The 24,898-nt window shown below is 60.1% G+C and carries 21 protein-coding genes; 3 read left to right on the plus strand and 18 right to left on the minus strand.

The genetic code is table 11. The features are described from left to right. Positions 1-9: 9 nt before the first annotated feature. The gene (locus ACN0XM_RS01525) at positions 10-3,177 is read right to left on the minus strand and encodes an efflux RND transporter permease subunit (protein ID WP_417565147.1); all 3,168 of its coding nucleotides are present in this window, start codon (positions 3,175-3,177) and stop codon (positions 10-12) included. Next, complete coding sequence (locus ACN0XM_RS01530; protein WP_417565148.1) at positions 3,174-4,412, minus strand: efflux RND transporter periplasmic adaptor subunit; 1,239 nt, start codon at positions 4,410-4,412, stop codon at positions 3,174-3,176. The genes ACN0XM_RS01525 and ACN0XM_RS01530 overlap by 4 nt, the downstream gene beginning before the upstream one ends. Before the next feature lie 153 nt (positions 4,413-4,565). On the opposite strand from ACN0XM_RS01530, the gene ACN0XM_RS01535 reads away from it, so the two are divergent. Next, complete coding sequence (locus ACN0XM_RS01535; protein ID WP_417565149.1) at positions 4,566-5,015, plus strand: potassium channel family protein; 450 nt, start codon at positions 4,566-4,568, stop codon at positions 5,013-5,015. On the opposite strand, the gene ACN0XM_RS01540 is transcribed toward ACN0XM_RS01535, so the two are convergent. The 16 genes from ACN0XM_RS01540 to ACN0XM_RS01615 form a co-directional block, all read right to left on the minus strand. After that, complete coding sequence (locus tag ACN0XM_RS01540) at positions 5,012-8,242, minus strand: efflux RND transporter permease subunit (protein WP_417565150.1); 3,231 nt, start codon at positions 8,240-8,242, stop codon at positions 5,012-5,014. The genes ACN0XM_RS01535 and ACN0XM_RS01540 overlap by 4 nt on opposite strands. Next, the gene (locus ACN0XM_RS01545; protein WP_417565151.1) at positions 8,239-9,312 is read right to left on the minus strand and encodes an efflux RND transporter periplasmic adaptor subunit; all 1,074 of its coding nucleotides are present in this window, start codon (positions 9,310-9,312) and stop codon (positions 8,239-8,241) included. The genes ACN0XM_RS01540 and ACN0XM_RS01545 overlap by 4 nt, the downstream gene beginning before the upstream one ends. Positions 9,313-9,397: 85 nt before the next feature. Beyond that, complete coding sequence (locus ACN0XM_RS01550) at positions 9,398-10,288, minus strand: F0F1 ATP synthase subunit gamma (protein ID WP_417565152.1); 891 nt, start codon at positions 10,286-10,288, stop codon at positions 9,398-9,400. Next, positions 10,272-11,807 carry a F0F1 ATP synthase subunit alpha gene (locus ACN0XM_RS01555; protein ID WP_417565153.1) on the minus strand — a complete coding sequence of 512 codons (1,536 nt, stop codon included), beginning with the start codon at positions 11,805-11,807 and terminating at the stop codon, positions 10,272-10,274. Before ACN0XM_RS01555 ends, ACN0XM_RS01550 begins: the two co-directional genes overlap by 17 nt. Next, entirely contained in the window at positions 11,800-12,567 is a 768-nt protein-coding gene (locus ACN0XM_RS01560) for a F0F1 ATP synthase subunit B (RefSeq protein ID WP_417565154.1), read from the minus strand. Before ACN0XM_RS01560 ends, ACN0XM_RS01555 begins: the two co-directional genes overlap by 8 nt. A gap of 3 nt (positions 12,568-12,570) precedes the next feature. Continuing rightward, positions 12,571-12,858, minus strand: coding sequence for a F0F1 ATP synthase subunit C (locus ACN0XM_RS01565; RefSeq protein WP_417565155.1), 288 nt, complete (start codon positions 12,856-12,858; stop codon positions 12,571-12,573). Further along, positions 12,855-13,550 (minus strand): F0F1 ATP synthase subunit A, encoded by a 696-nt coding sequence (locus tag ACN0XM_RS01570; protein WP_417565156.1) that lies wholly within the window; start codon positions 13,548-13,550, stop codon positions 12,855-12,857. The genes ACN0XM_RS01565 and ACN0XM_RS01570 overlap by 4 nt, the downstream gene beginning before the upstream one ends. Then, positions 13,550-13,852: an ATP synthase subunit I gene (locus ACN0XM_RS01575; protein ID WP_417565157.1), complete on the minus strand. Its 303-nt coding sequence runs from the start codon at positions 13,850-13,852 to the stop codon at positions 13,550-13,552. Before ACN0XM_RS01575 ends, ACN0XM_RS01570 begins: the two co-directional genes overlap by 1 nt. Continuing rightward, on the minus strand, positions 13,839-14,144 hold the full coding sequence (locus ACN0XM_RS01580; protein WP_099618006.1) for an AtpZ/AtpI family protein: 306 nt from the start codon (positions 14,142-14,144) through the stop codon (positions 13,839-13,841). The genes ACN0XM_RS01575 and ACN0XM_RS01580 overlap by 14 nt, the downstream gene beginning before the upstream one ends. After that, positions 14,141-14,551: an ATPase gene (locus ACN0XM_RS01585; protein WP_417565158.1), complete on the minus strand. Its 411-nt coding sequence runs from the start codon at positions 14,549-14,551 to the stop codon at positions 14,141-14,143. The genes ACN0XM_RS01580 and ACN0XM_RS01585 overlap by 4 nt, the downstream gene beginning before the upstream one ends. Next, on the minus strand, positions 14,548-15,951 hold the full coding sequence (gene atpD / locus ACN0XM_RS01590; protein WP_417565159.1) for a F0F1 ATP synthase subunit beta: 1,404 nt from the start codon (positions 15,949-15,951) through the stop codon (positions 14,548-14,550). The genes ACN0XM_RS01585 and atpD overlap by 4 nt, the downstream gene beginning before the upstream one ends. Positions 15,952-15,963: 12 nt before the next feature. Next, positions 15,964-16,872: a carbamate kinase gene (arcC, locus tag ACN0XM_RS01595; protein WP_417565160.1), complete on the minus strand. Its 909-nt coding sequence runs from the start codon at positions 16,870-16,872 to the stop codon at positions 15,964-15,966. 1 nt (position 16,873) lies between these two features. Beyond that, positions 16,874-17,875 carry an ornithine carbamoyltransferase gene (locus ACN0XM_RS01600; protein WP_417565161.1) on the minus strand — a complete coding sequence of 334 codons (1,002 nt, stop codon included), beginning with the start codon at positions 17,873-17,875 and terminating at the stop codon, positions 16,874-16,876. 18 nt (positions 17,876-17,893) lie between these two features. Next, positions 17,894-19,123 carry an arginine deiminase gene (locus ACN0XM_RS01605; RefSeq protein WP_417565162.1) on the minus strand — a complete coding sequence of 410 codons (1,230 nt, stop codon included), beginning with the start codon at positions 19,121-19,123 and terminating at the stop codon, positions 17,894-17,896. Between the two features lie 47 nt (positions 19,124-19,170). Continuing rightward, positions 19,171-20,628, minus strand: coding sequence for a YfcC family protein (locus tag ACN0XM_RS01610; RefSeq protein ID WP_417565163.1), 1,458 nt, complete (start codon positions 20,626-20,628; stop codon positions 19,171-19,173). 257 nt (positions 20,629-20,885) lie between these two features. Further along, a complete protein-coding gene (locus tag ACN0XM_RS01615; protein ID WP_417565164.1) occupies positions 20,886-22,898 on the minus strand; it encodes a TonB-dependent receptor domain-containing protein in 2,013 nt (670 codons plus the stop codon). 149 nt (positions 22,899-23,047) lie between these two features. Between ACN0XM_RS01615 and ACN0XM_RS01620 the strand changes: the two genes are divergently transcribed. After that, the gene (locus ACN0XM_RS01620) at positions 23,048-24,319 is read left to right on the plus strand and encodes a sensor histidine kinase (RefSeq protein ID WP_417565165.1); all 1,272 of its coding nucleotides are present in this window, start codon (positions 23,048-23,050) and stop codon (positions 24,317-24,319) included. Continuing rightward, entirely contained in the window at positions 24,316-24,849 is a 534-nt protein-coding gene (locus tag ACN0XM_RS01625) for a response regulator transcription factor (RefSeq protein ID WP_417565166.1), read from the plus strand. Before ACN0XM_RS01620 ends, ACN0XM_RS01625 begins: the two co-directional genes overlap by 4 nt. Positions 24,850-24,898: the final 49 nt, after the last annotated feature.

Here is a 24,898-nt window from a genome sequence, read left to right on the forward strand (position 1 = left end):
CCACTCGGGTTATTCGGAAGCCCCCAGGGGCTCGGCAACAGTACCCTGCCGGCGGGCCCGCCACTCACGGAACTGTTCCAGCCAGGACAGCAGTGCAGGAACAACCACCAGTACCAGCAGCGTCGACAGCCCCAGCCCGAACGCAATGGAGGTGGCCATGGGAATCAGGAACTGCGCCTGAAGGGACGTTTCAAACAGCAATGGCAGCAGGCCGCCAATGGTTGTCAGCGATGTAAGCAGCACCGCTCTTACCCGTTGCACGGCGGCCTCGTTGAGTGCATCGGTAATCCCCAGCCCCTTCTGCCGCTGCTGGTTATAGAAAGCTACGAGAATAATGGCGTTGTTCACCACAATGCCAGACAGACCGAACAGGCCAAACAGGGAAAGTATGGTCAGCTGCAACCCCATCAGCCAGTGCCCCAGCAGCGCACCCACCAGGGCAAACGGGATAATGGCCATGACGATCAAGGGCAGACTCCAGGAAGCAAACACCCACGCCAGCACCACGTACATCAGTGCCAGTCCGATCACCAACCCCGTCTTCATATCAGACATTGTTTCTCGCTGGTCCGCGGCCCGGCCCTCAAAGCTGTAACGCACGTTGTAGCGGCTGGCGATGTCCGGTAGTGCCTCGGCCTGCAGACTCGTCAGGATCTGATCCGTGGTGCTGACCCGGGTATTCAGGCCGGAGGTCACTTCAACCGCCAGCTTGCCATCGGCGTGCCGCAACGCCTGGAATCCCTGGCGGTGGTCCAGATTCATCATCTGACTGAGCGGGACGAAGCGCCCATCCGGAACCCGCACCGTCATCCGGGACAGGGTCGACAGACGTTCCCGCTGACCCCGGGGCAACTGGACGCGTACCTCCACCTCGTCCCGGCCATCCTGGTAAATCTGGGCAACCCGGCCATCGAACGCAGCCCTGAGCTGCCGGCCAAGATCCGCAGTGGTCAGCCCCAGGGCCTCCCCATAAGGACTGACCTGATAGATCAGCTGTTCACGCCCCCAGGGCATGTCGTCCTCAACATCCAGCACCCCGGGCAGGGTGGCGAGCGCCTGACCAAGCTCATCCGCCGCCCGTTTCAGGTTCTCCGCGTTTTCGCCGGTCAGGCGTACGTTAACATCCCGGCCTGGCGGCCCAGCCTGGCGTTCGGAAATGGTCAGGTTATCCAGCCCGGCCGGTGTCTCCAGCCGGCGGCGCCACTCGTTGATGAATTCAGGATTGCGTACCGAGCGCCGGTCCGAGGGCTCCAGCTCAATCATCATCGAACCGAGTTCGTCACCGCTGCGGGAACTGCCTTCAGCACCCAGGGTTGCCCCCTGAGTGGTGACCGCGTGGAGAATGAAATTCCCACCCAAGGCGTCTTCGGTCTCATTGAGTGTTCGCTGCATCTGGCCGAGGAAGTCGTCCACCGTTTCCTGATTGGTTCCAGCGACAAAACTGGCATTGGCGTAAAATACCGAGGGCTCCGGGGTCGGAAAGAAGTTGAACCCGAGCCGGCCACCGGCAAGCAGTCCGACGGTCACAAGGGCCAGAGCAATAGCGCCGGCAACCGTGGCACCCCGATGCTCCAGGCTATAGCGGGAAAACCGGCGAAACCGGCCTTCCCGGAACCGGTCGAAACGCTGCTCGAAGCCACGCCGGAACCGCTCCACCGGGCCCGGCTTTTTCGGCTCGGAAACTGCCTCCCCCGCTTTTTTCTTGCGGCGGGGAATAAAGGCGTGCCGCAGGTGTGCCGGCAGAACGATGAAACATTCCAGCAAGGAGGCCACCAGCACACAGATCATGACCAGTGGAATATCGCCGAGAATATTGCCGATCACTCCGCCAACCACCAACAGCGGCATGAAAGCCGCGACCGTAGTCAGGGAAGATGCCAGCACCGGCCAGACCATCCGTTTGGCGGCTCCCTCGGAGGCATAAATCGATTCTTCCCCCATACGGGCGTGGGCGTCGGCGTCCTCGCCGACCACAATGGCATCGTCAACGATCACCCCCAGCGCCATGATCAGGGCAAACAGGGAAATCATGTTGATGGAGCCACCGATTAGCCAGAGCACTGCCATGGCGGCGAGGAACGCCGTCGGGATGCCAATGGCCACCCACATGGCAACGCGGCCCGGTAGGAACAGGTAGAGCAGACAAACCACCAGTACCAGACCGCCCAGGCCGTTATTCACCAGCAGGGAGATACGATCATCCAGCAACTGCCAGGTTTCGTCGTAAACTTCCAGGTCGATCGTTGGCGGCAGCACCGGCCGGGTGTCCGCCAGCCAGGTTTCCAGAACCTTCGCCGCCGCCAGTGAGTTACCGTTTTCCGATCGCTGCAGCTGAAGCTCAACCGCCGGCTTGCCGTCTTTCTCCAGGGTGACCTGGCTCTCCCGGGCCTCCTGGCGGATTATGGCGATATCGCCGAGGTTCAGCTGAATACGCTCGCCGCTGAGTACCGGTATGTTCTCGAACTCCTGGGGGCTCCGGCGCTGTTCCACCGCACGCAGTTCCCGGGTCGCATCCTGCTGAGCCATCATACCGGCTGGCAGATCCCGTGAAATGGCGGCAACCCGCTCGGCAACCTGGTCCAGTGACAGCCCCAGGGTCTCAAGCCGTTCAACCGGCACATCAATACTGATCTGCTGCTCCGGCAGCCCGCGGATAGACACCCGGTCAATGCCTCGCTGCAGCAACTCGTCCTCAAAGCGATAAGCCAACTGCCGTAATTCGCTCCGGTCCACGTCACCGACAACCAGCAACCGGGCTACGGGCTCGTACCGTTCTATCCGGGTCACCTGGGGCTCTTCCGCATCGGCGGGGAGGTTGGTGAATTCGTCGACCTGTTGGCGAACATCATCCAGGGCCAGAATCGGATCGGTGCCCTCCTCGAACTCCAAGGTGATAGAGGAAACACTCTGGGCCGACGTGGAGGTCATCTTTTTCAGACCATCCACACTGCGCAGGCGCTGCTCCAGGGGGTTGGTAATGCCCTGTTCAACATCCTCGGCAGAAGCACCACTCCAGACCACACGAACGCTGACTATATCCAGGGCGAACGTGGGGAAAAACTGGATATTCATCCGGGTCAGGGCCAGTACACCGCCGAGCAGCATCACCAGCATCACCAGGTTGGCGGCAACCCGGTGGTGAACGAAAAACCCGATAACGCCCTTTCTGCGTCTCATTGCTCCGATGCTCCGGAGCCAACGGCATCAACTTTCAGACCGGTGACTGCGTTTGGCAGATGAGTGGTAATCAGGCGGGCACCGGAAACAAGCGCCTCGCCGGACACCAGCAGCCAGCGCTCGTCATTATTGCCTCGGGCTTCGCCAATACGCTCTATCTTCGCTCTTTCCATTCGGCCGTCAGATGACAGCAGATAAATACTGTCGGCACCGTAGAGTGCACTGAAAGGGATCGCGACGCTGTTGGCTCTCGCAGCCCGTTCCAGGGTCACCGGCATCAGGGCCCCGGGGCGGAGACCTTTCGGTTCGCCCTCAAGTTCCAGAATAGCCTCAGTACCAGATGGGTCACTGGTGCCGGCGAAGCGGGCCAGCCGGAACCAGTGTTTGTCACTCACGCTGGAGGCCATCAGGGGTTCTCCCCGCTCCAGGGCATCCAGCAATTCGGCACGAAACATCTCCGGCACCCGCGCCCTGAGCTCGAGGCCCTCGACAGGATACAGCGAGAGCAGAGGCTCGTTCCGGCTGACCTGGTCTCCCCGGGCCACCTGAATGCTGGTCACAATGCCGTCAAAGGGGGCAGTCATTCGGGCCCTGGCGGCATCCCGCCGGGTGCTGTCGAGGTTGGCTTCAGCCTGGGCCAGCTTTGCCTCCAGGCTCTGCAGACGGGCCGGATGCTCTTCAATGGCCCGCTGCCGGGTGTTCACGGTCAGGTCCGCACGGGCAGAGGCATCAGTAGCCGCTTCCAGTGCCTCACGGGAAGCCAGGTTACGGCTTAACAGCGACCGTGTGCGCTCAAGCTGTCGGCGGGCATTATCGAGAATCGCCTGTTCACTGGTCAACGCCAACTGATCATTCCGATAGCGCACCTGTTCCGAGCGGAGCTGGGCCTGCAAATCCGCCACCTGCGCTTCGGCCTGGGCAAGCTCCGGCCGGATATCGGCATCATCCAGGGCCACCAGCAGGTCACCCTCGTTCACCCTTTGCCCTTCGGTGACCGGTCGCTCAGCAATCCGCCCAGCCAGCGTGGCTGTAACAGTCAGCTGCTCCGGAGCCAGAACCTCGCCATACAAAGGTAAAACAGGGGTGTGAAAACCGGGCTCAACCACCTGAACCTGAACCCGCCAGCTTCGTTCAGTAGCGCTCACTTCCGCAGGCTCCGGACGGGTCATCTTGAGTAACAGGAAGCCGGCGATACCGACGGCAATAATCAATACGGGGAGGAGTCGTTTGGACATTACTTGCTGGCCAGCTATGGTAAATAAGGCCCGTAGGGCTGTTAGGTTCAGACTACTATACAATCACGGTTCATTTTCGGATCGGGCATTTCTTCCCTGTGCGTCATTTTTACGCAGGAATCTGCCCCACGGTACCAGCGGAGAAAGGCGAACTTGACGGTAGAAGAGCATGTCGGCCTCTTGAATGCGACTCTCATTAATGCACTCATTGTTGCGGTGGTTGTGCTGATACACCATGAGGTGCTTATTCGCCTGAGCGGCCTGCTGGCAAAGATGCGCCAGAGCCATCATTTCCGTCTGATTGCCGCCGTTTTCGGCATCCTTGCCGCCCACACCCTGCAAGTCTGGATTTTTGCTGGCGCCTACTACCTGATGCACCATGCCGAGGCCTGGGGTGAACTGACCGGCAATTTCAGTGGCAGCTTCCTGGATTGTGTCTACTTTTCCTTCACAACCTTCACGACTCTTGGCTACGGCGACATAGAAGCCCTCGGGGTACTCCGATTCCTGACCGGTATCGAGGGCCTGACCGGTCTGGTGCTGATCACCTGGAGCGCATCCTTCCTGTTCGTCGAAATGCAGCGCTACTGGCCTACCCGTTAAACCCATTTGCAGCGGGCCAGCGTGTAGTAAAGCAGGGGCACCACCAGAACGGTCAGCAAGGTAGACATGGCCAGGCCGAAAACCAACGATATCGCCAGGCCATTGAATATCGGATCGTTCAGAATAAAGTAAGCGCCAACCATGGCCGAAATCGCCGTCAGGGCAATGGGTTTGATGCGCACCGCCCCGGCCAGGACCACGGCCTGATCCAGTTCCACACCTTCTTCTATCAATTGCTGAATAAACACCACCAGCAGGATGGAATTACGAACGATGATCCCGGCCAGCGCGATCATGCCGATCATGCTGGTTGCGGTGAATTCGCGCCCCAACAAGGCATGACCGGGCATGATTCCGATCAGCGTCAGTGGGATGGGCGCCATGATGACCAGCGGCAGGATATAGGACCGGAACTGTGCCACCAGCAGTACGAAAATCATGAAGATGCCCACACTATAGGCGGCGCCCATGTCCCGGAAAGTTTCATAGGTAATCTGCCACTCGCCATCCCATTTCAGGGTGCCTTTCTCCGGCAACGGTGGCTGACCGATAAAGTATTGCTCCGGTGCACCCTCCTGCTGGTTCAGAAGGTCCACCATGGCAAACATACCGTACAACGGTGAATCGGTCTCACCGGCCATGTCCGCTGTTACGTAGGTCACCGGCAGCAGATCTTTGTGGTAGATCGCGCCCATCCAGTCCGCTTCCCGAACCTCGGCAATGCTTGCCAGCGGGACCAGGTTACCGGTGCGGCTTCGAACATTAAGGGACAGCAGCACCGATGGCTGAGCCTTGTCCCCTTCGCCCAGAATCACCCGGATCGGCACCGGATACTTGGCATGATCATCATGCAGGAAGCTGACGCTGGTTCCGCCAAGGGCCGTCTGCAAGGCACCAACTACCTGGGCCTGGGAGACTCCCAGCCGTGCTGCACGGTCCCGGTCCACCACGACTTCCCACTGCCTGGTGGGCGCTTCGAGGGTGGTATCAATATCCACCAGGCCGCCCACCTGCGTCATGCCTTCCGCCACCTTACGGGCCAGCTCTGCCCGGCGGGATTCATTTACGGCGTAGATTTCGGCCACCACCGGGGACAGCACCGGCGGACCCGGTGGTACCTCTACGATTTTCACGCTGGCATCGTACCTGTCACCGATCTCGGTCAGAGGTCCTCTCAAGGACTGGGCGATGTTGTGGGACTGGCGATCCCGGTTTTCCTCATGACTGAGGTTGACCTGGATATCGCCCTGGTAAGGGTCGCTGCGCAGGTAGTACTGGCGCACCAGGCCGTTAAAGTTGATGGGGGATGCCGTGCCGGCATAGCTCTGCCAGTTGGCCACTTCGTCGACGGTTTCCAGGTAGCTGCCCATTTCCATCAGTACCCGCTGGGTCTGCTCCATTGGCGTGCGCTCCGGCATGTCCACGACCACCTGCAGCTCGGATTTGTTGTCGAATGGCAGCATTTTCAGAATCACGGCCTGAAACACTGGCAGCGATGTGGCTGCAATGGTCAGACAAACCACCCCAAGCCCAAGCAAACGACGGCGCCAGGGATGATCACCGAGGAACGGCCCCAGCACTGTGCGGAAAATGCGCAAGGACAGCGGGCTGACGCCGTCAGCAGAACTGGAAGCCTCATCGGCTTCAGCGGCCAATTCACCCTTCTTGTGTTTCAGTAACCGGAAGGCCAGCCAGGGCGCGACTACAAAGGCCACGATCTGGGACAGCACCATTCCCGCCGAGGCATTGATCGGAATCGGGCTCATGTAGGGCCCCATCAGACCGCTGACGAACGCCATCGGAATCAGCGCCGCCATGATGGTCAGGCTCGCCATAATGGTGGGCGTTCCGACCTCGTCTACCGCCACCGGAATGATGTCCTTCACCGGCCACCGGGAGTTCTGGATCCGGCGGTTGATGTTCTCGGTGATCACGATGCCGTCATCCACCAATATGCCGATGGAGAAGATCAACGCGAACAGGGATACCCGGTTGAGGGTAAAACCCCAAGCCCAGGAAAACACCAGGGTCAGCAACAGGGTGATCAGAACGGCAAGACCGACAATCAGGGCCTGGCGCCAGCCCATGGCTGCCAGTACCAGCAGCACCACGCACAGGGTGGCGGAGATCAGATCGGTGATCAGCTTGCGGGCTTTCTGGGAGGCTGTAGCACCGTAGTCCCGGGTGACCAGTACTGTCACACCCTCAGGTAATGCGCGATTACGCAATCGCTCGAGTCGATCTTCAATGGCCGTGGTGATATTGACAGCGTTTTCACCGGGTTTTTTGGCAATAGCAAGGGTGACCGCGGGGTATACTTCGCCAGGCTGCCCCGCTTTCCCGGCCTCATGGGCCGGCCCGAAACCGGTCATCACGCTCTGGTCAGCCACTGTGCCGCCCCGGCTGATGTCGGCCACATCCTCAAGGTAAACCGCTGAGCCAGCTTGCATGCCCACTACCAGACGGCGAACGTCCTCTACCGATTTCAGCAGAGTTCCGGCCTGGACCGGAATGGACAGGTTATCCCGCGTAACCCTGGCCTCCTGACTGCTGGTGTTGGCAGCGGCCAGCGCGTTACGCAAATCGTCGATAGTCAGATTGAAGCCGGCCAGCAACGCCGGATCAAAACGGATATCGACCCGGTCAGGAATACCACCGATGGTATAGACATCCCGGGTACCCGGAACCCGCTTGAGGGCGACTTCCAGCATATGAGCCAGGCGGGTTAGTTCCTCGCCCGTGTGTCCATTGACTGGGTCGTAGAGGGTCAGGGTCATTACCGGAACATCGTCAATGCCCTTTGGTTTGATCACCGGCTGAGTCGCGCCCAGGTTTGTTGGCAACCAGTCCTGGTTTGAATAAACCTGGTTGTACAACCGCACCAGCGCTTCCTGGCGGGGCACACCCACTTCAAACTGGACGGTGATTACCGCCTGGCCCTGCCGCGACACCGAGTAAACATGCTTCACACCCTGAATCTCGCTCATCACCTGCTCGGCAGGTGTAGCGATCGCGCTTTCCACCTCGCGGGTGCTGGCTCCGGGAAACGCCACCATGATATCCGCCATAGTGACGTCAATCTGGGGCTCTTCCTCTTTCGGGGTGACCACCACAGCCAGAACACCAAGGATAATAGCCAGAACGGCCAGCAATGGCGTGAGATGATTGTTCTGGAAAACCCGGGCAATGGCGCCGGATGGACCCACAGGCGGCAGTTCCCGGCTCACGGTTTCGCCTCCGAGCCCAACTCGCTATCCAGGTTCAGTCGATCACTGCCAACCAACTCCGAAGGGTTGGTAACCACCCGTTCGCCCTCGCTCAGGCCCGCGAGGATCTCAAGCCGGCCGTTGTCCCTGACCCCGGTGCGTACCTGGCGCAGCCGCGGCCGATCCTGATCATCAAGCACAAACACAGCCCTCAGTTCGCTGCGGTGGATCAGACTGCTGGCCGGCACCCAGAGGGCCTCGCGGCTGGCAACCGGTACGCCGACTTTCACCAGCATGCCGGGAAACAGGGAGCCGTTGGGCTCGTTGAGCCGCATCCGCAACCGGAAAGTGTGAGTGGCGGGGTCGGCGTAGGGGTAGAACGTCATCTCGCCGGTTTCCAGCACCCGCCCATCTGCCAGAGTGACCCGCGCCTGGCGCTCGTTGCGCGCCAGTTCGGCGTATTTCTGTGGCAGGTCCACCACGACCCGAAGCTGCTCCAGGGAGAGTCCGCTGAGCAGGGGCTGGCCGGGATTTACCGACTCCCCCACCGCCACATGACGCTCAGTGAGGATGCCGCCATAGGGCGCCACTACCCGGGTATAGGACAGCTGTTCCTGTGCCTCGGAAACCGTCGCACTGGCACGCTCCACCCTGGCTCTGGCGGCGGCAAGATTGTTGCGGGCCTGATCAAACTCCTGGCGCGATACCAACCCCCGCTCATGAACCGCCTCGATTCGTTCAAAGCGTTGCCTCGCATCCGAAAGCGCCGCTTCAGCCTCTTCCAGCCCGGCCTGGGCCTGGCGCAACCGGGAGCGCTGCTCACTGTCCTCCAGCTGGACAATCAGGTCACCGGCGGCAACCGAATCGTCAACATCGAAAGGCAGATTCTGAACTGTACCACTGGTCTGGGCCGAGACAGTGCTCTTCTGAACAGCTTCGATAACACCATCGAGATGGACAGTTTCCTGAAGGCTGCTGCGCACTGCGACCGCCGTCGTCACTGCTCCGGCGTCGGCATTGCTCTGTCCCTGCGCCACCGAAGCCAAGAGCCCCAGAGCAATAGTAAAACCTGCAGCAGCAATCCGCCCCATTATGCACCTCCGGGATAACGCGTTGGTTATTAGGTAATAAGCTAAGATTATCAGCAATCCTCTCCTGAAAACATGCGGGCGTGGTTCACGACACCGATGATTTCTTTTTCAATGCCTCAAACCCGATAATGATGTCCATAAGCTCGCTGGTAATCTCATCCTGTCGTACCAGCCTGAACTGCCCTCCAACCTCCTCAAGCCGATCATCGACCGCCTGTTCCGCCTGCTGCATCAAGGCAAGCCTGGCCGCGTTTTCGGTGACCATCGCTTCCGCTGATGCCTGGAAAACGCTGGCAAAGATATGATTACGCAGCAAGGCCGCAAGCAGCGGCATTGCCCGCATCGTATAGTCGGGGAGGGATCGGGACTGCCAGCCAACCCTGCCGGGATCCGAAAGCAGCGAGGGTGCCAATGGCAACAACGGGCTTACTACCGGTTCCCGCTGCCCCTTCCCTGCCCGCCGGGTGAACACCAGGGTCACGGCAATCCGGTTATGCACATCGCCGCCCCCGATCTCGTCCAGCCGGGTCACAAGGTCACTCGCCAGACGTCCGATGCCATCGGCCGACGCCGGAGGCAGGAGGGTGACTTCCGGGCTGAGCCCCTGATCACTGAGGGCGTCATTCATGCGGGCGCCGACGCACAACACCCGGGTACCGCCGTCCACCCTGAACGCCTCGGTCCGTGCCGTCACGGCAAGCACTTCGTTGTAATTGCCACACAGGCCGTGATCAGAGCCAAACACCACCAGAATCCGCTCAGCGCTTGCGGCGACGGGCATCGCAATAGGGCCGGTTTTGGCTACAAATGCCCGGAGACCACTCAGCACGGTCTGGTGATAGGACTCGACCGATCCCGCAGCATGTTCGTAAGGCACCGCGTTGATCGCGGACATGGTTTTCATGGTGTGAACAATTCCGCGAATACTGGTCAGCGTCGCCGTGCGGCGGGACAGGGTTTCAAGTGTCTGGGTCATGGCCATCGCCTTCGGGCAATTTCAGAACCGTTCGAGCCACCCGCAGGAGCGTTGCCTTTTCATCGTCGTCCAGAGGACGGTTTTGCCCGATGCTCTCGGCAATGTCATCAAGCGAATCACCAACGCCTTTGCGCATCCTGGCCATGGCCTCGACCACCTCGGTTTCGGACAGTCCGTCGAGCAGCCCCTCCATCGCGGCCATCAGTACCAGAAGCTGCTCGGCGGCCGGAACCGGGTCGCGCTCGGGCTGGCGCAACGCGGCACGCACGGCAACCCCGCGGCTCAGGCGGGCCCGGGTGTTTTCATCCAGGCGGGTGCCAAAACGGGCAAAATCCTCCAGTTCCTCAAACTGGGACAGTGTGACGCGCAGATTGCCCGCCACATCCCGGAATGCCCGATGCTGGGCCTTGCCCCCGACCCGCGATACCGATAACCCGATATCCACCGCCGGAAACTGGTTTTTACGCACCAGCCGCGGCGACAGGTAGATCTGGCCGTCGGTAATCGAAATGAGATTGGTCGGAATGTAGGCGGACAGGTTTTCTGCCTGGGTCTCTACCACGGGTAACGCGGTGATGGATCCACCCCCGGCTTCCGGCGTGAACTGGCCGGCCCGTTCGAGCAGTCTGGCGTGTACATAGAAGATGTCCCCCGGGAAGGCTTCCCGCCCTGGTGGACGACGCAACAGCAGGGACAGCTCGCGATAGGAGCGGGCATGGTGCGTGAGGTCGTCGAGAACCACCAGTACATCCCGGCCCTGGTCTGAAAAGTATTCAGCCATCGTCATCGCCGCATAGGGTGCGATGTAGGCCAGACCAGGAGTGTCCTCATCGCCGGCCGCAACCACAATGGTGTTCTCTATCTGGCCGCTTTGCCGCAGGGTTTCAATGACCCGGGCCACCGCGTCTCCGCGCTGGCCGATGGCGCAATAGATACTCAGGACATCCGAGCGGACCTGGTTGAGAATGGTATCGACCGCAATGGACGTTTTGCCGGTTTGCCGGTCACCGATAATCAGTTCCCGCTGGCCCAGCCCGACCGGTACCGCGCCATCAATGGCCTTGATACCCGTGGACAGGGGGCGGGTGACCGGGGCACGGCTCAGTATACCCGGCGCACTGGCCTCCACCGGCCTTTCCGCGGTGACCGCCACCCCGCCTTTTCCGTCCCGGGGCTCTCCGGTGGCATCGACCACCCGACCAATCAGGCCTGGCCCGACCGGCACGCTGAACACCTTGTGAGTCCGCCAGACATCCTCGCCAAAACTGACCGACTGCGAGGGCCCAAGCAGGATAACGCCGAGCCGGTCTGGCTCCAGATCAAGCACCACACCCCGGACCCCCGAGGCAAAAACCAGCAACTCGTCCGCCAGAGCCCGGGCCAGGCCAGACACCACGGCAATACCATCACCCACCTCCGTCACCGTGCCCACTTCGGTCAGTGCCAGTGAAGGGGTCGGGCTGTCCAGAAGGGCACCAATAAACGTCTTCGCCGGAGTCAGCCCGGGTTCTTCAGCCATGATTGTTTACCCTGCCGGATCCACCGGCGGCCAGCCGTTCTGTCAACAAACCGACCAACTCATCGGTGTAACTATCAATTGTCCAGGCCACCTGGACACTGCCAATACGAAGAATCAGGCCCGGAGCCTGACGAGCATCCGTGCTAAAGCTCAAGGAAAGTCCGGGGGCCAGACGTTCCAGCGCCGCTCTCATCTTTTCCTGGGTGTTCTCGGGCAGGGGCGAATGGGTCGTAGCAATGGCCTGTTCCGCACGGCCAGCCGCAGAGGTAAGTTCCTCCGCCAAAGGTTTCAGCTTGCTGATCACATTCAGGGCAATGTGCTCCTCCAGATCCTCATCCGCCAGATCACGAAGCGCCCGGCGAACCAGCTGATAGAGGGTGTCGGCGCTGGCCAGATGCAATTGTCTGATGAACGCTTTCCGTTCGGCCTCAAGATGCGCCTGCCAGTCCTGTTTTTCACGCTCCAGCTTCTCGCGGGTGGCGGCCAGCAGGGCATCCTTCTCTTCCTCCGCCTGCTCGCGAATCCGCTCCGCATGGGCGGAATTATCAGCCAGTAATCGCTGCTTCTGTTCCAGAAACTCCACTTCGGCGGCGGCAGCCTTTTTCCGGGCAATCTCCGCCTCACCCATCCGTGTTGCGATTTCAGCCTCACGGGCATCAATTCCGTTCAGGATGGGCTTGTACAAAAATCGTTTGAGCAGCCAGACCAGCACCAGAAAATTGCCGATCTGGGCAACGACCGTGACCCAGTCAATAGACATGGTTTAACCTGCCGCAGACTGGGCGGCCTGCAGAGCCTGATCCCAGAATGGATTGGCAAACAGGACGATCATCGATACAACAAAACAGTAGATTGCAGTGGACTCGATCATCGCCAGGCTGACAAACAGGGTCCGTGACAGTGTCGATGCCGAATCCGGCTGCTGGGCAATGGCGGCAAGGGCGGCCGCCGCGGCCCGGCCCTCCCCGAGCGCCGGGCCGATTGCACCAAAGGCCACAGACAGGCCAGCGGTCAGAATGGAGACCGCAGCAATAATCGCAAAGTCAGTCATTTGTCTTTCTCCTTGCTCAAGGGCTTGCCAGCGGTGGCTGTCGCCGATGAGATATAAACCGTCGCCAGGATGGCGAATATGTAGGCCTGGATCAGACCTGTCAGCAAGCCGAGTACGTCCATCACCACGGGGAAAAAGAACGGCGCAACACTCAGCAGGATACCGGCGATAACCGCACCGCTCATGACGTTGCCATACAGACGTATGGCCAGGGATATACCGCGCGAGAATTCGCTGATGATATTGAACGGCAACATAACGACAGAGGGCTGAACGTAGGTTTTCAGATAACCGCCGATGCCCTGCCGGGTAATCCCGAACAGTGGCACTGCAATCAGTACCGACAGTGCCAGGGCCGCGGTCGTGGAGAGCGAGGCCGTGGGAGGCGTAAAGCCCGGTACAACCAGCAGCAGGTTTGAAAATGCAATAAACAGGAACAGTGTTCCGGAAAAATACAGCACATGGCGCGAGGCACGGGGTGAGATTTCCTCGATCTGGCTCTGGATGGCCGTCACAATAACTTCGAGCGTCGTACGCCAGCGATTCGGCGGCACATCCGGCCGCAGGTTGTGGGTAATCACCATGGAAGCGACCGTCAGTAAAATCATGACAACCCAGGTATAGCCGACAGTCTCATTGATGCTAACGCCCCAGACCGCGAACAGCGTTGTTTCATCAGGGGTCAATTCCATCAGACATCCTCCGGGCGAGGCCGAGGAATGCGGGCAAGTACAGTCGCCAGGGAGCGCACCAGAAAAAACGCCACCCCGTAGCCTGCAAAGGCCCAGGCCAGAGTGGCCCCGTCAGTCACCAGCCACCCCGCCGCCAGAAGCAATACGATGCGCACCACGGCACTGGGCAGAAGGACCGCTGTTGGCCGGGAAGAGCCCAGCGCGAAACGCACAGTCACTGCCAGACCTGCAAAATACAGAATACTCACGGTCACACCGACACCAAAGCCCATCAGCGCGTCCGGCCAGTCAACGATCATCATGATCCTCCTCTTCCCTGCTTTCCCTGCCGATCCAGGCCCAGGCAATGAAACCTCCCAGGGTCACACCACCCAGAATCAGGGCAATGACCCAGGGAAAATCCTGGGGCATGGTGCGGTCCAGCCATAATCCAAGAAAAGCACCACCGACGGTCGGAACCGCAATGGACCAACCGATCATGCCGAAGGCGCCCAGTCCACGCAGTGGACTCATACCAGCATTTTCCCGGGCCTTCTTCAGACGCTGCGCCCGACGACCGATATCGTCCTCCGGTGATCGACGCTGCTGGCTCATGGCTTGGGCCGTTGCAGGTCGGCAAACCGGCGAACCATGCCGGCCTCCAGCCTGGACAGCGCGGATCGGGCAACGCGTTCATCTTCATCCACCTCGATAAAGTTCCTCCGGACGCAGTCCTGCAACGAGTCAAGATCCTCCCCCAGGACACCACGCCGGATCGCGATATCGACCTGGTGGCCTTTTTTCACCAGAATGCCCTCGTCGATGCCGAAGATCTGCTCACTGCCATGTTCCAGGGTCAGAATCAGCACCGACGGAACCAGCGAGGTAACAAAATCAATGTGATTGGGCAGCATCCCGAACGCTCCGTTTTCCGCGACGGCGAACAGCTTGCGGGCCTTGCCCTGATACAGCACCCGGGTCGGCAGCCGGAGGCAGACTTCCATCTCCGCAGCCATGGTCATGTCACCACCTCAGGCAGTGCGCCAATCATGTAGTACTCACTTTCATTCTGCTCGAATTCAGTCTGCTCCAGGATGGTTTCACAGCCACTGAGGGTCTCTGCAATGGTCACGCGCTTGCCTTCGGTGCCGGTAAAGGCCGCGGTGGTGAAAAACGGCTGGGTCAGAAATCGTTCCAGTCGGCGGGCACGGGCAACGGTGGACCGATCCGCCGCCGACAACTCCTCAATGCCCAGCATGGCGATGATGTCCCTCAGCTCTTCGTATTCGGCGAGGGTGCGGCGCACCGCCCGGGCGATGTCGTAATGTCGCTGTCCAACAACCGACGGCGTGAGCATGACCGACGAGGATGCCAACGGATCTATTGCCGGGTACAAACCTTCGCTGGCGCGCTTCCGTGACAGCACCACGGAACCGGACAAATGGGAGAAAATATGGGCGGCAGCCGGGTCGGTGAAATCGTCTGCAGGCACGTAAACGGCCTGAACCGACGTGATCGCGGCGCTGCGGGTGGAGGTGATTCGCTCCTCCAGTTCCGCCAGCTCCGTGGCCAGTGTCGGCTGATAGCCAACCCGCGAAGGCATCCGCCCGAGCAGCCCGGATACTTCGGAGCCCGCCTGGACAAAGCGGAAAATGTTGTCGATCAGCAACAGCACATCGCGGTGCTGTTCATCGCGGAAATATTCCGCCATGGTCAGCGCGGTCTTGCCGATCAGGAACCGGACACCCGGAACCTCGTTCATCTGTCCAAACAACATGACCGTTTTATCAAGCACGCCGGCCTCGCCCATTTCCCGGTAGAGCTCTTCCGCCTCCCGAGACCGTTCGCCAATGCCGCAAAACAGGCTGACCCCCTTGTGATGCTGCACCGTGTTATTGATCAGCTCGGTAATCAGAACCGTTTTTCCGACACCGGCCCCGCCGAACAGTCCGGTCTTTCCGCCCCGCTCTATGGGCGACAGCAGATCAATGGCCTTGATACCGGTTTCCAGTATCTGGCTTTGGACCACACGGTCTTCCAGCAAGGGCGGGAGCTGATGAATAGCACGACGTTCACTGGTGGCCGGTACCGGCTTGTTATCCACCGGCGCGCCAAACACATTCAGCATGCGGCCCAGTATGGCATCACCCACCGGCACGGTGATCGACGAACCGGTCGCCCGAACCGGCATTCCCAGACCCAGCCCCTTCACCGGAGCCAATGTCATGCAACGGACCACGCCATTGTCCTCCAGGGCGGCCACCTCAAGGGCAATCTTGCCGGCGTAACACAGCTCGCGGATTCGCGGTACCGGCTCCGGGAACCGGGCACTCACCACCCCGCCACGAATGGCAATCACTGTACCCGTGCCGGCATCCGCAGAAGGATCCATAGAAACGTCCAGAGACTCGTTCTGGCTCATAACAGGGGCCCGTTACCCGGCGGACACGCGAGTGCCCGCCGATCCTTCAAGAATGGCCACGGCATCTTGCAGCCGGCCGATGCCGCTGATCCCGCCGGACTGGGCAAAATCGCAGGCGGCCTGGAGCTTGGGGCCCATGGAGCCGGCGGGCATATCCAGGGCCTGAGCCTTGGTCACCGTCAGTTCGGAAACCGGTGCCGCCTGATCGGTGCCATAATCCCGGTAGACGGCATCGACATCGGTCAACAGGAGCAATGCGTCCGCCCCCAGTTGCCGGGCCAGCAAGGCACTGGCGGCATCCTTGTCGATGACCGCTTCAATGCCGACCATGCTGCCGTCTTCCCGTCTCAGCACCGGGATCCCACCACCGCCGGCACACACCACGACCACGCCCTGGTCGAGCAGTAACTTCAGTACGCGCATGTCCGGTATTTCCAGCGGTTTCGGAGAAGGCACCACCCGGCGCCATTTGTCACCATCCGGCGCAATACTCCAGTTCGCACCGGCGGCCCGGCGCTCAGCCTCCTCGCGGTCATAAACGGGCCCGACAAACTTGGTCGGTTTTTCGAACGCAGGGTCCTTGGGGTCCACCACCACTTGTGTCAGCAACGTCGCGACCGGCCGGTCATGGCCGAGAGCATTTTCCAGTTCCTGCTCGATCATATAGCCGATCATGCCCTCGGTTTCCGCACCCAGGACATCCAGCGGGTAGGCCTCATCCGGCTTGTAGGACGCGCCCTGCAAGGCCAGCAAACCTACCTGCGGACCGTTGCCGTGAGTGACAACCAGGTCGTGGCCGGCACGGACAATACCTGCCAGCGAAAGCGCAGCCGTTTTTACGTTGCTGCGTTGAACCTCCGCGGTCAGCGGCTCCCCGCGTTTCAGAAGGGCGTTACCACCCAAGGCTGCCACCACCAGCATGTCAGCCTCCCAGGGTCGCCACGAGGACGGCCTTGATGGTATGCATCCGGTTCTCGGCCTGATCGAAAACAATGGAGGCGGGGCTTTCGAACACGTCGTCAGTCACCTCCATGGCATCAAGGCCATAGGTCTCCTGAATCTCCTTCCCGACCACCGTCTCGGTGTTGTGAAAGGCTGGCAGGCAGTGCATGAATCTCACCCGGGGATTGCCGGTTTTCGCCATCAGGGCCGCATTGACCTGATACGGCATTAGCAGCTTGATGCGTTCGGCCCATTTTTCTTTCGGCTCGCCCATGGAGACCCAGACATCGGTATAGACAAAATCGACACCGGCCACCGCGGCATCAACATCCTCGGTGATGGTGATCCGGGCACCGGTTTCTGCCGCCAGGGCGGCGGCCTCATCCTGCACGGCCTGATTCGGCCAGCAGGCCTGTGGCGCACACAAACGTACATCCATACCCATCTTGGCACCGCCGATCAGCAGGCTGTCGCCCATGTTGTTGGCGGCATCGCCGATAAACACATAGGCCACCTCCCTCAGCGGCTTTTCCACGTGCTCCTGCATGGTCAGGAAGTCCGCCAGGATCTGGGTCGGATGGAACTCATTGGTCAGACCGTTATAGACCGGCACGCCCGCGTACTGGGCCAGTTCTTCGACAACGGTCTGCCCGAACCCCCGATACTCGATGGCATCGTAGACCCGGCCAAGCACCCGCGCGGTGTCCTTCACCGATTCCTTGTGGCCTATGTGAGTACCGGTCGGCCCCAGATAAGTCACCCGGGCGCCCTGATCGAAGGCGGCGACTTCGAACCCGACCCGGGTTCGGGTGGAGTTTTTCTCGAAGATCAGCGCAATGTCCTTGCCCTCGAGTTTCGGCACCTCAGTGCCTGCGTACTTGGCCGTTTTGAGGTCCGCCGACAGCTTCAGCAGGAAACTGATTTCCCGTTGTGTAAAGTCTCTCAGCGTCAAAAAATGTCGGTTCTTGAGATTAAAAGCCATGGAACGTCTCCTTCGCTGTCAGACAGCATCCCTAATAGTTGGGCAGCTCATACAGCGACCGCCGCCCCGGCCCCGCCCCAGCTCGGCACCCGGTATTGTAAGAACCTCGATACCCGCCGCCGCCAAGGCCGCATTGGTATCGTCGTTACGGTCGTAACCGACAACCACGCCGGGACTCAGCGCCAGCACATTATTGCCGTCGTTCCACTGTTCCCGCTCACGCTCTTCCGGAGTGTCACCACCCGTTGGCACAACCTCCAGGGCCGGATAGCCGAGAATCTCCGCGACCACCTCAAACAGATGCCGGGTGTCCTGATTAAAGGCCAGAGTTTTGGCGCCTTCGCCGGGCCTCAGGTCGTAGCAGATTACGGCATCCGCCACCTCCTTGAACGCCGTCACTACGTTGCCCCCGCAGAAGGTAAACACCGTATCCAGGTGCATGGCCGAGCGGGATTTGGGCAACTGGCAGGCAATCACCCGATCCACCATACCGCCATCGAACAGGGCTTTTGAAAGCTGGCCAATGGCCTGGGGCGAGGACCGTTCGCCCATGCCCACCAGCACCGTGCGATTACCCAGGGGCATGATGTCGCCGCCCTCCAGGGTGGCCAGGCCATGATCGACCAGTGGATCGCCCCAGTGCACCGTGACCTTGCCGGCAAATGCCGGGTGGAACTTGTAGATAGCGGTCATCAGAAGGGTTTCCGGCTTTCGGGCCGCCCAGTACATCGGGTTCAGGGTAACCCCGCCATAAACCCAGGCGCTGTTATCCCGGGTGAACAGGAAGTTGGGCAACGGAGGCAGCACGAATCCGAAGTGACCGAGGTGGTTGCCAAACAGACCCACCGGATCAAAGGGCAGATCCGCCACCTCCAGGCCACCAATCAGGAACTCCGCCAGCGCTGTTTCGGGCAGTTCGTCCATCCAGGCCCGCAGATCCGACACCATGCCGACGCCAATGTGGTTCCAGTTGATCCGGTGGTCCAGAATCCAGGCCCGGCCTTCCGGAATCGCCAGCGTTTCCGCCAGCAGCTCGTTGACATCGAGAACCTCGACACCGCGGCCCCGCATGACCGCGGCAAACACGTCGTGATCCTTCTGGGCCTGCTTGACCCAGAACACATCGTCAAACAGCAGGGCATCGCAGTTGGACGGTGTCAGCCGCCGGTGGGCCAGACCAGGCCGGCAGACAATGACCTGGCGCAGGGTTCCGGTTTCAGAATGCACTCCAAGTGTTTGTTCTGGCATGACAAAACTCCTTTTGTCGCGTGTTCACAGCGGGTTCACAACAGGCTTCACAACAGTGTGCCGACGCTGATGATCACGCTAATAAACACCGTCAGAATCAGCAGCAACGGCCAGATAAACGCCAGCCAGCGATCGTAGGACACCCGCCCGATGGCCAGCCCACCAACCACAACCGCAAAGGTGGGATTGATCAGGTTTACCAGACCGTTGGCAGACTGGTAGGCGGTCACCACCAAGTCACGCCCCACGTTCGCGAAGTCCGCCAGCGGCGCCAGAATCGGCATGGACAGAACCGCCAGCCCGGAGGAAGAGGGCACAAAGAAACTCATGCCCACCTCAATCCAGAACATCAGGTTGATGAACGCCAGCTCCGGCAGCCCGCCCAGTGAGGTTTCCGCGCTGTGTAGAATGGTGTCGGCAATCATGCCCTGTTCCATGATCACCACGATGCCCCGGGCAAGACCAACCACCAGGGCAACCCCAAGAAGATCCCGGGCGCCATCGACAAAGCTGCCGGTCAGTTTCTTCTCACCCAATCGCGCAACGATGCCAATCACGATAGCCGCACCAAAAAACAGGGCTCCCATACGGGCCATCCACCAGCCTTGGGAAGAGACACCCCAGATCATCACTGCAAAGGTCAACGCGAAGATGATCAGAGCAATAATCTGGGTGGTCGTCAGGTTGGCGCTGTGGATTTCTTCGCCGCCGTCCTTCAGGAACAATTTCTTGTGGGCCGGCCATTGTTTTGCCACCACAGACCGTGACGGGTCTGCCTTCACACGATGGGCGTAATGCATGACATACCCGATACAGATCAGCAGGCCGCCGATCAGCAGAATGAAGCGCAGCACGATACCGTCGGTAAACGGAATACCGGCGGCATTTGCCGCAATAACAGTAGCAAACGGGTTGATAGTGGAACCCAGAACGCCAATCCCGGCACCAATCAGGATGATGGCAACACCGGTGACCGCATCGTACCCGGCGGCGAGTATCACGGGGATCAGAATGGCGTAAAAGGCCAGGGTCTCCTCCGCCATGCCATAGGTTGTTCCACCCAGGGCAAACAGCGTCATCAGGATAGGAATCATCCAGATTTCACGGCCTTCGAGATGGCGCATGGCGCTGCGTATGCCGGTATCAATGGCACCTGTTGCGTTCATCACGCCCAGAAAGCCGCCAAGAAACAGCACAAATAGTGCAACATCGATGGCATTCGCCACGTAACTGTCCGGATCATAGAATCCCGCCGTCGGCGCCAGCATCACGTCAATAAAGCCCTGAGGATTGGGGTCTACGGTCTCGTAGGTGCCCGGAACAGCGACCTCTCGCCCGACCTCTTCATTCATGGCCCGCTCATACTGCCCGGCTGGAATGATCCAGGTCAGAGCAGCGACCAGAACAATCAGGCAGAACAGAATGGTGTAGGCGGTAGGGAACCGCGAGGCAAGATCGTTTTCGGGGTTTTCGGGACTTGCTTCCGGCTTTTTGTCTTCAGTCACGATGCGTCTCCTTCCTTAATCGCATGGTGCAGACAGGTCCCCTCCGGGCACCTCAAGAGGCTGAACAGGTCCTTAGGCGCCGCGCGCGCTAGTCCAGGTCTGCATGACAACAGCATAGTTCATGAAGCCAGATCTGGAATTGAGGTGGAACAAATTTCAAGCAGGCAGAAAAAAGCCCCTGGTGGAGGAGTTGGTTCCACCCGGGGCAAGAAAGTCACCCGCCGGCTATGAGAAGCGGGTAACCGCCATTCTGTTACTTACCAGCGAGCAGTGAGTACCGCCCGGAAAGTCCGGCCCGGTTCGTTGACCCTATAGGCTTCACCGGTGAACAAGTCTTCCCGGCTGACGTGTGGTGCCCAGGTCTTGTCGAACACATTGTCCACCGCCCAACTCAGGGTCAGGTGGTCTATCAGGGGGTGACTGCCATTAAGACTGAACACGCCGTAACCGGGGGAAGTACTCGGATCGAGTCCGGATGCTTCATCAATCTGGTCCTGCCGTCGCGCCAGCAGCCATTGCGCCTCGATGCTGTGGCCCATATGGTGCCAGCCCAAAGTCTGGATGTACTGTACTGGCGGAATCCGTGGCAACGGTTGGTCCGTGTCGTTGTTGGTTCCCCGGACACTCGCCAGCCTGCCGGTGGCACTCCAGGCGCCATTGCTCCAGCCCAGCTCGCCCTCCACTCCCAGCAGGCGGGCATCGACATTTTTGTAACGGATGACATCCGGTGCCGGCTCGTAGCGCAACACGAAATCATCCACTTCATCGACCCAGATGGCGGGTCGCCATTGCCAGCCGTCACTCTGCCCTGCAAGGCTGAGCTCCAGCTTCTGATGCTTTTCGGTCTCGAGGCCGGGATTACCGACCCAGCTGGCCCCCTTGGCCACATAACGTTCATTAACACCCGGTGAGCGCACGCTGTGAGAGGCGGTCAGCTCCAGCGTGTTGATTGGGGAGACACGCCACTCGCCGGTCATAAAGCCACTGACGTTGTCGTCGGTCACGTTGGTATCGTTAACGTCGTAGACATTCTGGTAGATCGATGCCGGCGACATGGGCATCGCGCCGGGCTTCATGATGAACGTCTCATCGGCCCGATTGGCGTCCATCTCTAGCCGATCGTAACGAATGCCCGCACCCAGGCGCATGTCGCTGCGGATCCGGTGAAACGCCTCAAAGAACAACCCAATACGGTCACGCTCAACATCTGGCCACAGGAATGAGCCGACATTGGTCAGATCCATGCCGTTGTACATGGTGGCATCCCAGGTGTTGCTCTCTACATCCACACCCACTGCAATGTCCTTGGTGTAGTTGATGGTCTGGTCCAGCGTCAGGCGGGCGCCCAGGGTCCGGGTTTCCGAAAGGGTCTGCATTTTCATGGGCACCCCCATCATCACCGGGGGCTCACGCAGGCTGAAGTTGTCCATGACATGATCCACATCCGCCTGCCAGGCCATCAGGTTCCAGCCGCCGTTAGCCACCGGCGCGCCCACTTCCAGCCGAACCATGTCGGTGTCGGTCTTCGGTGCATCCATCCCCGACGCATACTTTACGTCCCGCTCTTGCTGACGACTGACCAAACCTTTGACATAGAAACCATTGCTCGCTGTCCAGGCACTGTCCAGGCGCCCCTCGGTGTTCTCGAAGGCGCTCCGGACCTCGTTGCCATCGCCATCCTCGTAATCATCTGCCTCCTCATAACCTGCGGAAAGGCGCAGATAATTGTCGCGGTTACCCAGCGCAGCACTGCCATTGATCAGCCTGCCGTCGCCATTATCGGAGCCGCCAGCGGTGAGATGACCGGTCGTCCGGTTACCGTCAGCAAATTCCGGCGCCGCCGTGGTGGCCACCACCTGACCGCCGGCAATGGGCCCCCATCGCAGGGTGCGGTTGCTGGTGCGAACCTCCAGCACCTGAGGCAGTGCGGAACTCAGCCGACTGGTGGGCGGGTCCATCCGGTTTGGACAGGCACCTTCCACCCGCATGCCATCGAGCAGGACATCCACCCGCTCCTGACCCTGTCCGCGAATCACCGGGTCCAGACCACCCCCCCCGAGACGGGAGAACGATACAGCCGGATTCGAGTCCAGCCTGGTGACGGGCTCAGATGCCAGTGCCGCTTCAGACAACCGGGCCGCCTCGACGGACTGGCCTTCGGTGATACGAATCAATAACTGGTCGTCATCCTGAGCCTGGGAAAAAGCAGGTGCAGCGACACACCCGGCCATTATCAGGCCGATAAGTCGTGTCAAGGGCTTTACGGTCATGCCTGAGGTTTCCTTAATCATCACGGGAGCGAGAAAAGTCGGATTAACTGCCGTTGATGATAAGGACAAACCAGGTCGCCGGCTTGAGACACAATGCCGCACCCCCAAGGGGGTATCCCTTGCGATGGCGCGGAGATAGAATCCAGCCCATGGAATGGCTGACCCACTCACAGACTGGTTTTCAACAGGCTGCCCGCTACCTGCTGGGTATGCGGCTGACTATTGTCGCTCTTCAGCTGATCGCGATTGCCGTTGCCGAAGCCATGATAACCCTGGCGCACCGAGCCGAAGCCCTGATCCTGAGCCTGGCGTATGCTGTGGTGGCGACACTCGGTTGGCTCTGGTTTACCCGGCGCCCACCCCACTCCGCCAGGGCGGTCAGTCTGGTCTTGATTGCCGATTTGCTGTTGATCGGCGCCTGGCTGTACCTCACCGGTGGTTACACCAACCCTCTGGTCTCCTTACTATTACTGCCCATTGCCGTGGCTATCATCCTGGTACCACTGAGCCAGAGCATCGCGGTAACCGTTGTCGGGGTCACGGTTTACACCTCTCTGGTGCTATGGCACACGCCGCTTACCCACGAGAACCACAATGCCAATCTGGCGCAGTTGCATCTGGTGGGCATGTGGGTGACCTTTGCCATTACCGCAGCCATTCTGCTTCTCGTTGTTGGGGCGCTGGCCCGCCGCCTCCGTCAGCAGCAGTCACAGCTGGCACAAATTAGGGAAACACGGCTGCGGGATGAGCAGATCATCGCCCTGGGGCTTTCTGCTGCCGCCATAGCCCATCGGCTGGGTACACCTTTGAATACCATGACCCTGCTGGTGGGAGAGATGAAATCCGAAGTGGCAGGAAAAGACCCTCTTGCAGACGATCTTGCACTGATGGAGAAGCAGTTGGGGCTCTGCAGCGGGCATCTGCAGCAACTGTCCACCGCAGCCATGCAGGCCAAGACCTCACAACTGGAAACCCTGGCAGCCCGGGACTGGATCCTGCGGTTGCGCGAATCCGCCACTCTGCTGTGGCCCGGGGCGGCTATGGAATGGCAACAACCGTTTCCCGCCTGCCCTGTGGCGGTGGATGCCACGCTTGACCAGGCCGTCCTGAACCTGTTGGCCAACGCGGTAACCGCCAGCCCATCCTGGGTTGCCATCAGTGCCCGAGAGGGGGCCGGAGGGCGGTTGGAAATGATTGTTGAGGACCATGGAGATGGCCTGGAGTCTACCCTTGAGGGGGCTCTTGGCGAACAGGTTGTGAGTTCAGAAAATGGCCTCGGGGTTGGTCTGTTCCTGTCTAACGCGACCATTCAGCGACTCGGGGGCACGCTGAAAGCCCGGGTTACGAACGACGGCACCACCATGATTATTGATCTGCCGATCGCAACGGATAACAACAGGCACCGAGGGGGAATTACGTGAGCGAACAACGGGCCTGGCTGCTTATTGATGACGACGACGCCTTCCTGCAGGTCCTTCAGCGCTCCCTGAGTCGGCAGGGCATTGAATCCCGACTGGCCCGGAGCCACCAGGAGGCCAGAGAGGCACTGGTGGCCAGCAACGTTCACCGGTGCGTTCTGGATCTGAACCTCGCGGGTGAAAGCGGCCTGCAACTGTTGCCCGAACTGCTGGACATGAGTCCGGATCTGGAGGTCCTCGTATTGACCGGTTACGGCAGCATCGCTACCGCTGTCGAGGCCATGCGCCGGGGTGCCGTGAACTACCTGTGCAAGCCGGTGACGGTCAATCAGCTGCTTGCGGGGTTTGAGCCGCTCGATGGTCTGCCAGACCTCCGGAAGGCGCCCCCCTCGGTAGAAGAGATGGAGTGGGAACACATTCAGCGGATACTCAGTGATAACGACGGCAACGTATCAGCGACCGCCCGGGCCCTGAACATGCACCGCCGGACGTTGCAGCGAAAATTGCAGAAGCATTCCCGCTGGCGCCAGTAAACATAAAAACAATATGGCAAAAAACTGACATCCATCAATTCCGTTCAAC

Source organism: Marinobacter sp. (genome assembly GCF_048269445.1).
Classification (GTDB): domain Bacteria; phylum Pseudomonadota; class Gammaproteobacteria; order Pseudomonadales; family Oleiphilaceae; genus Marinobacter.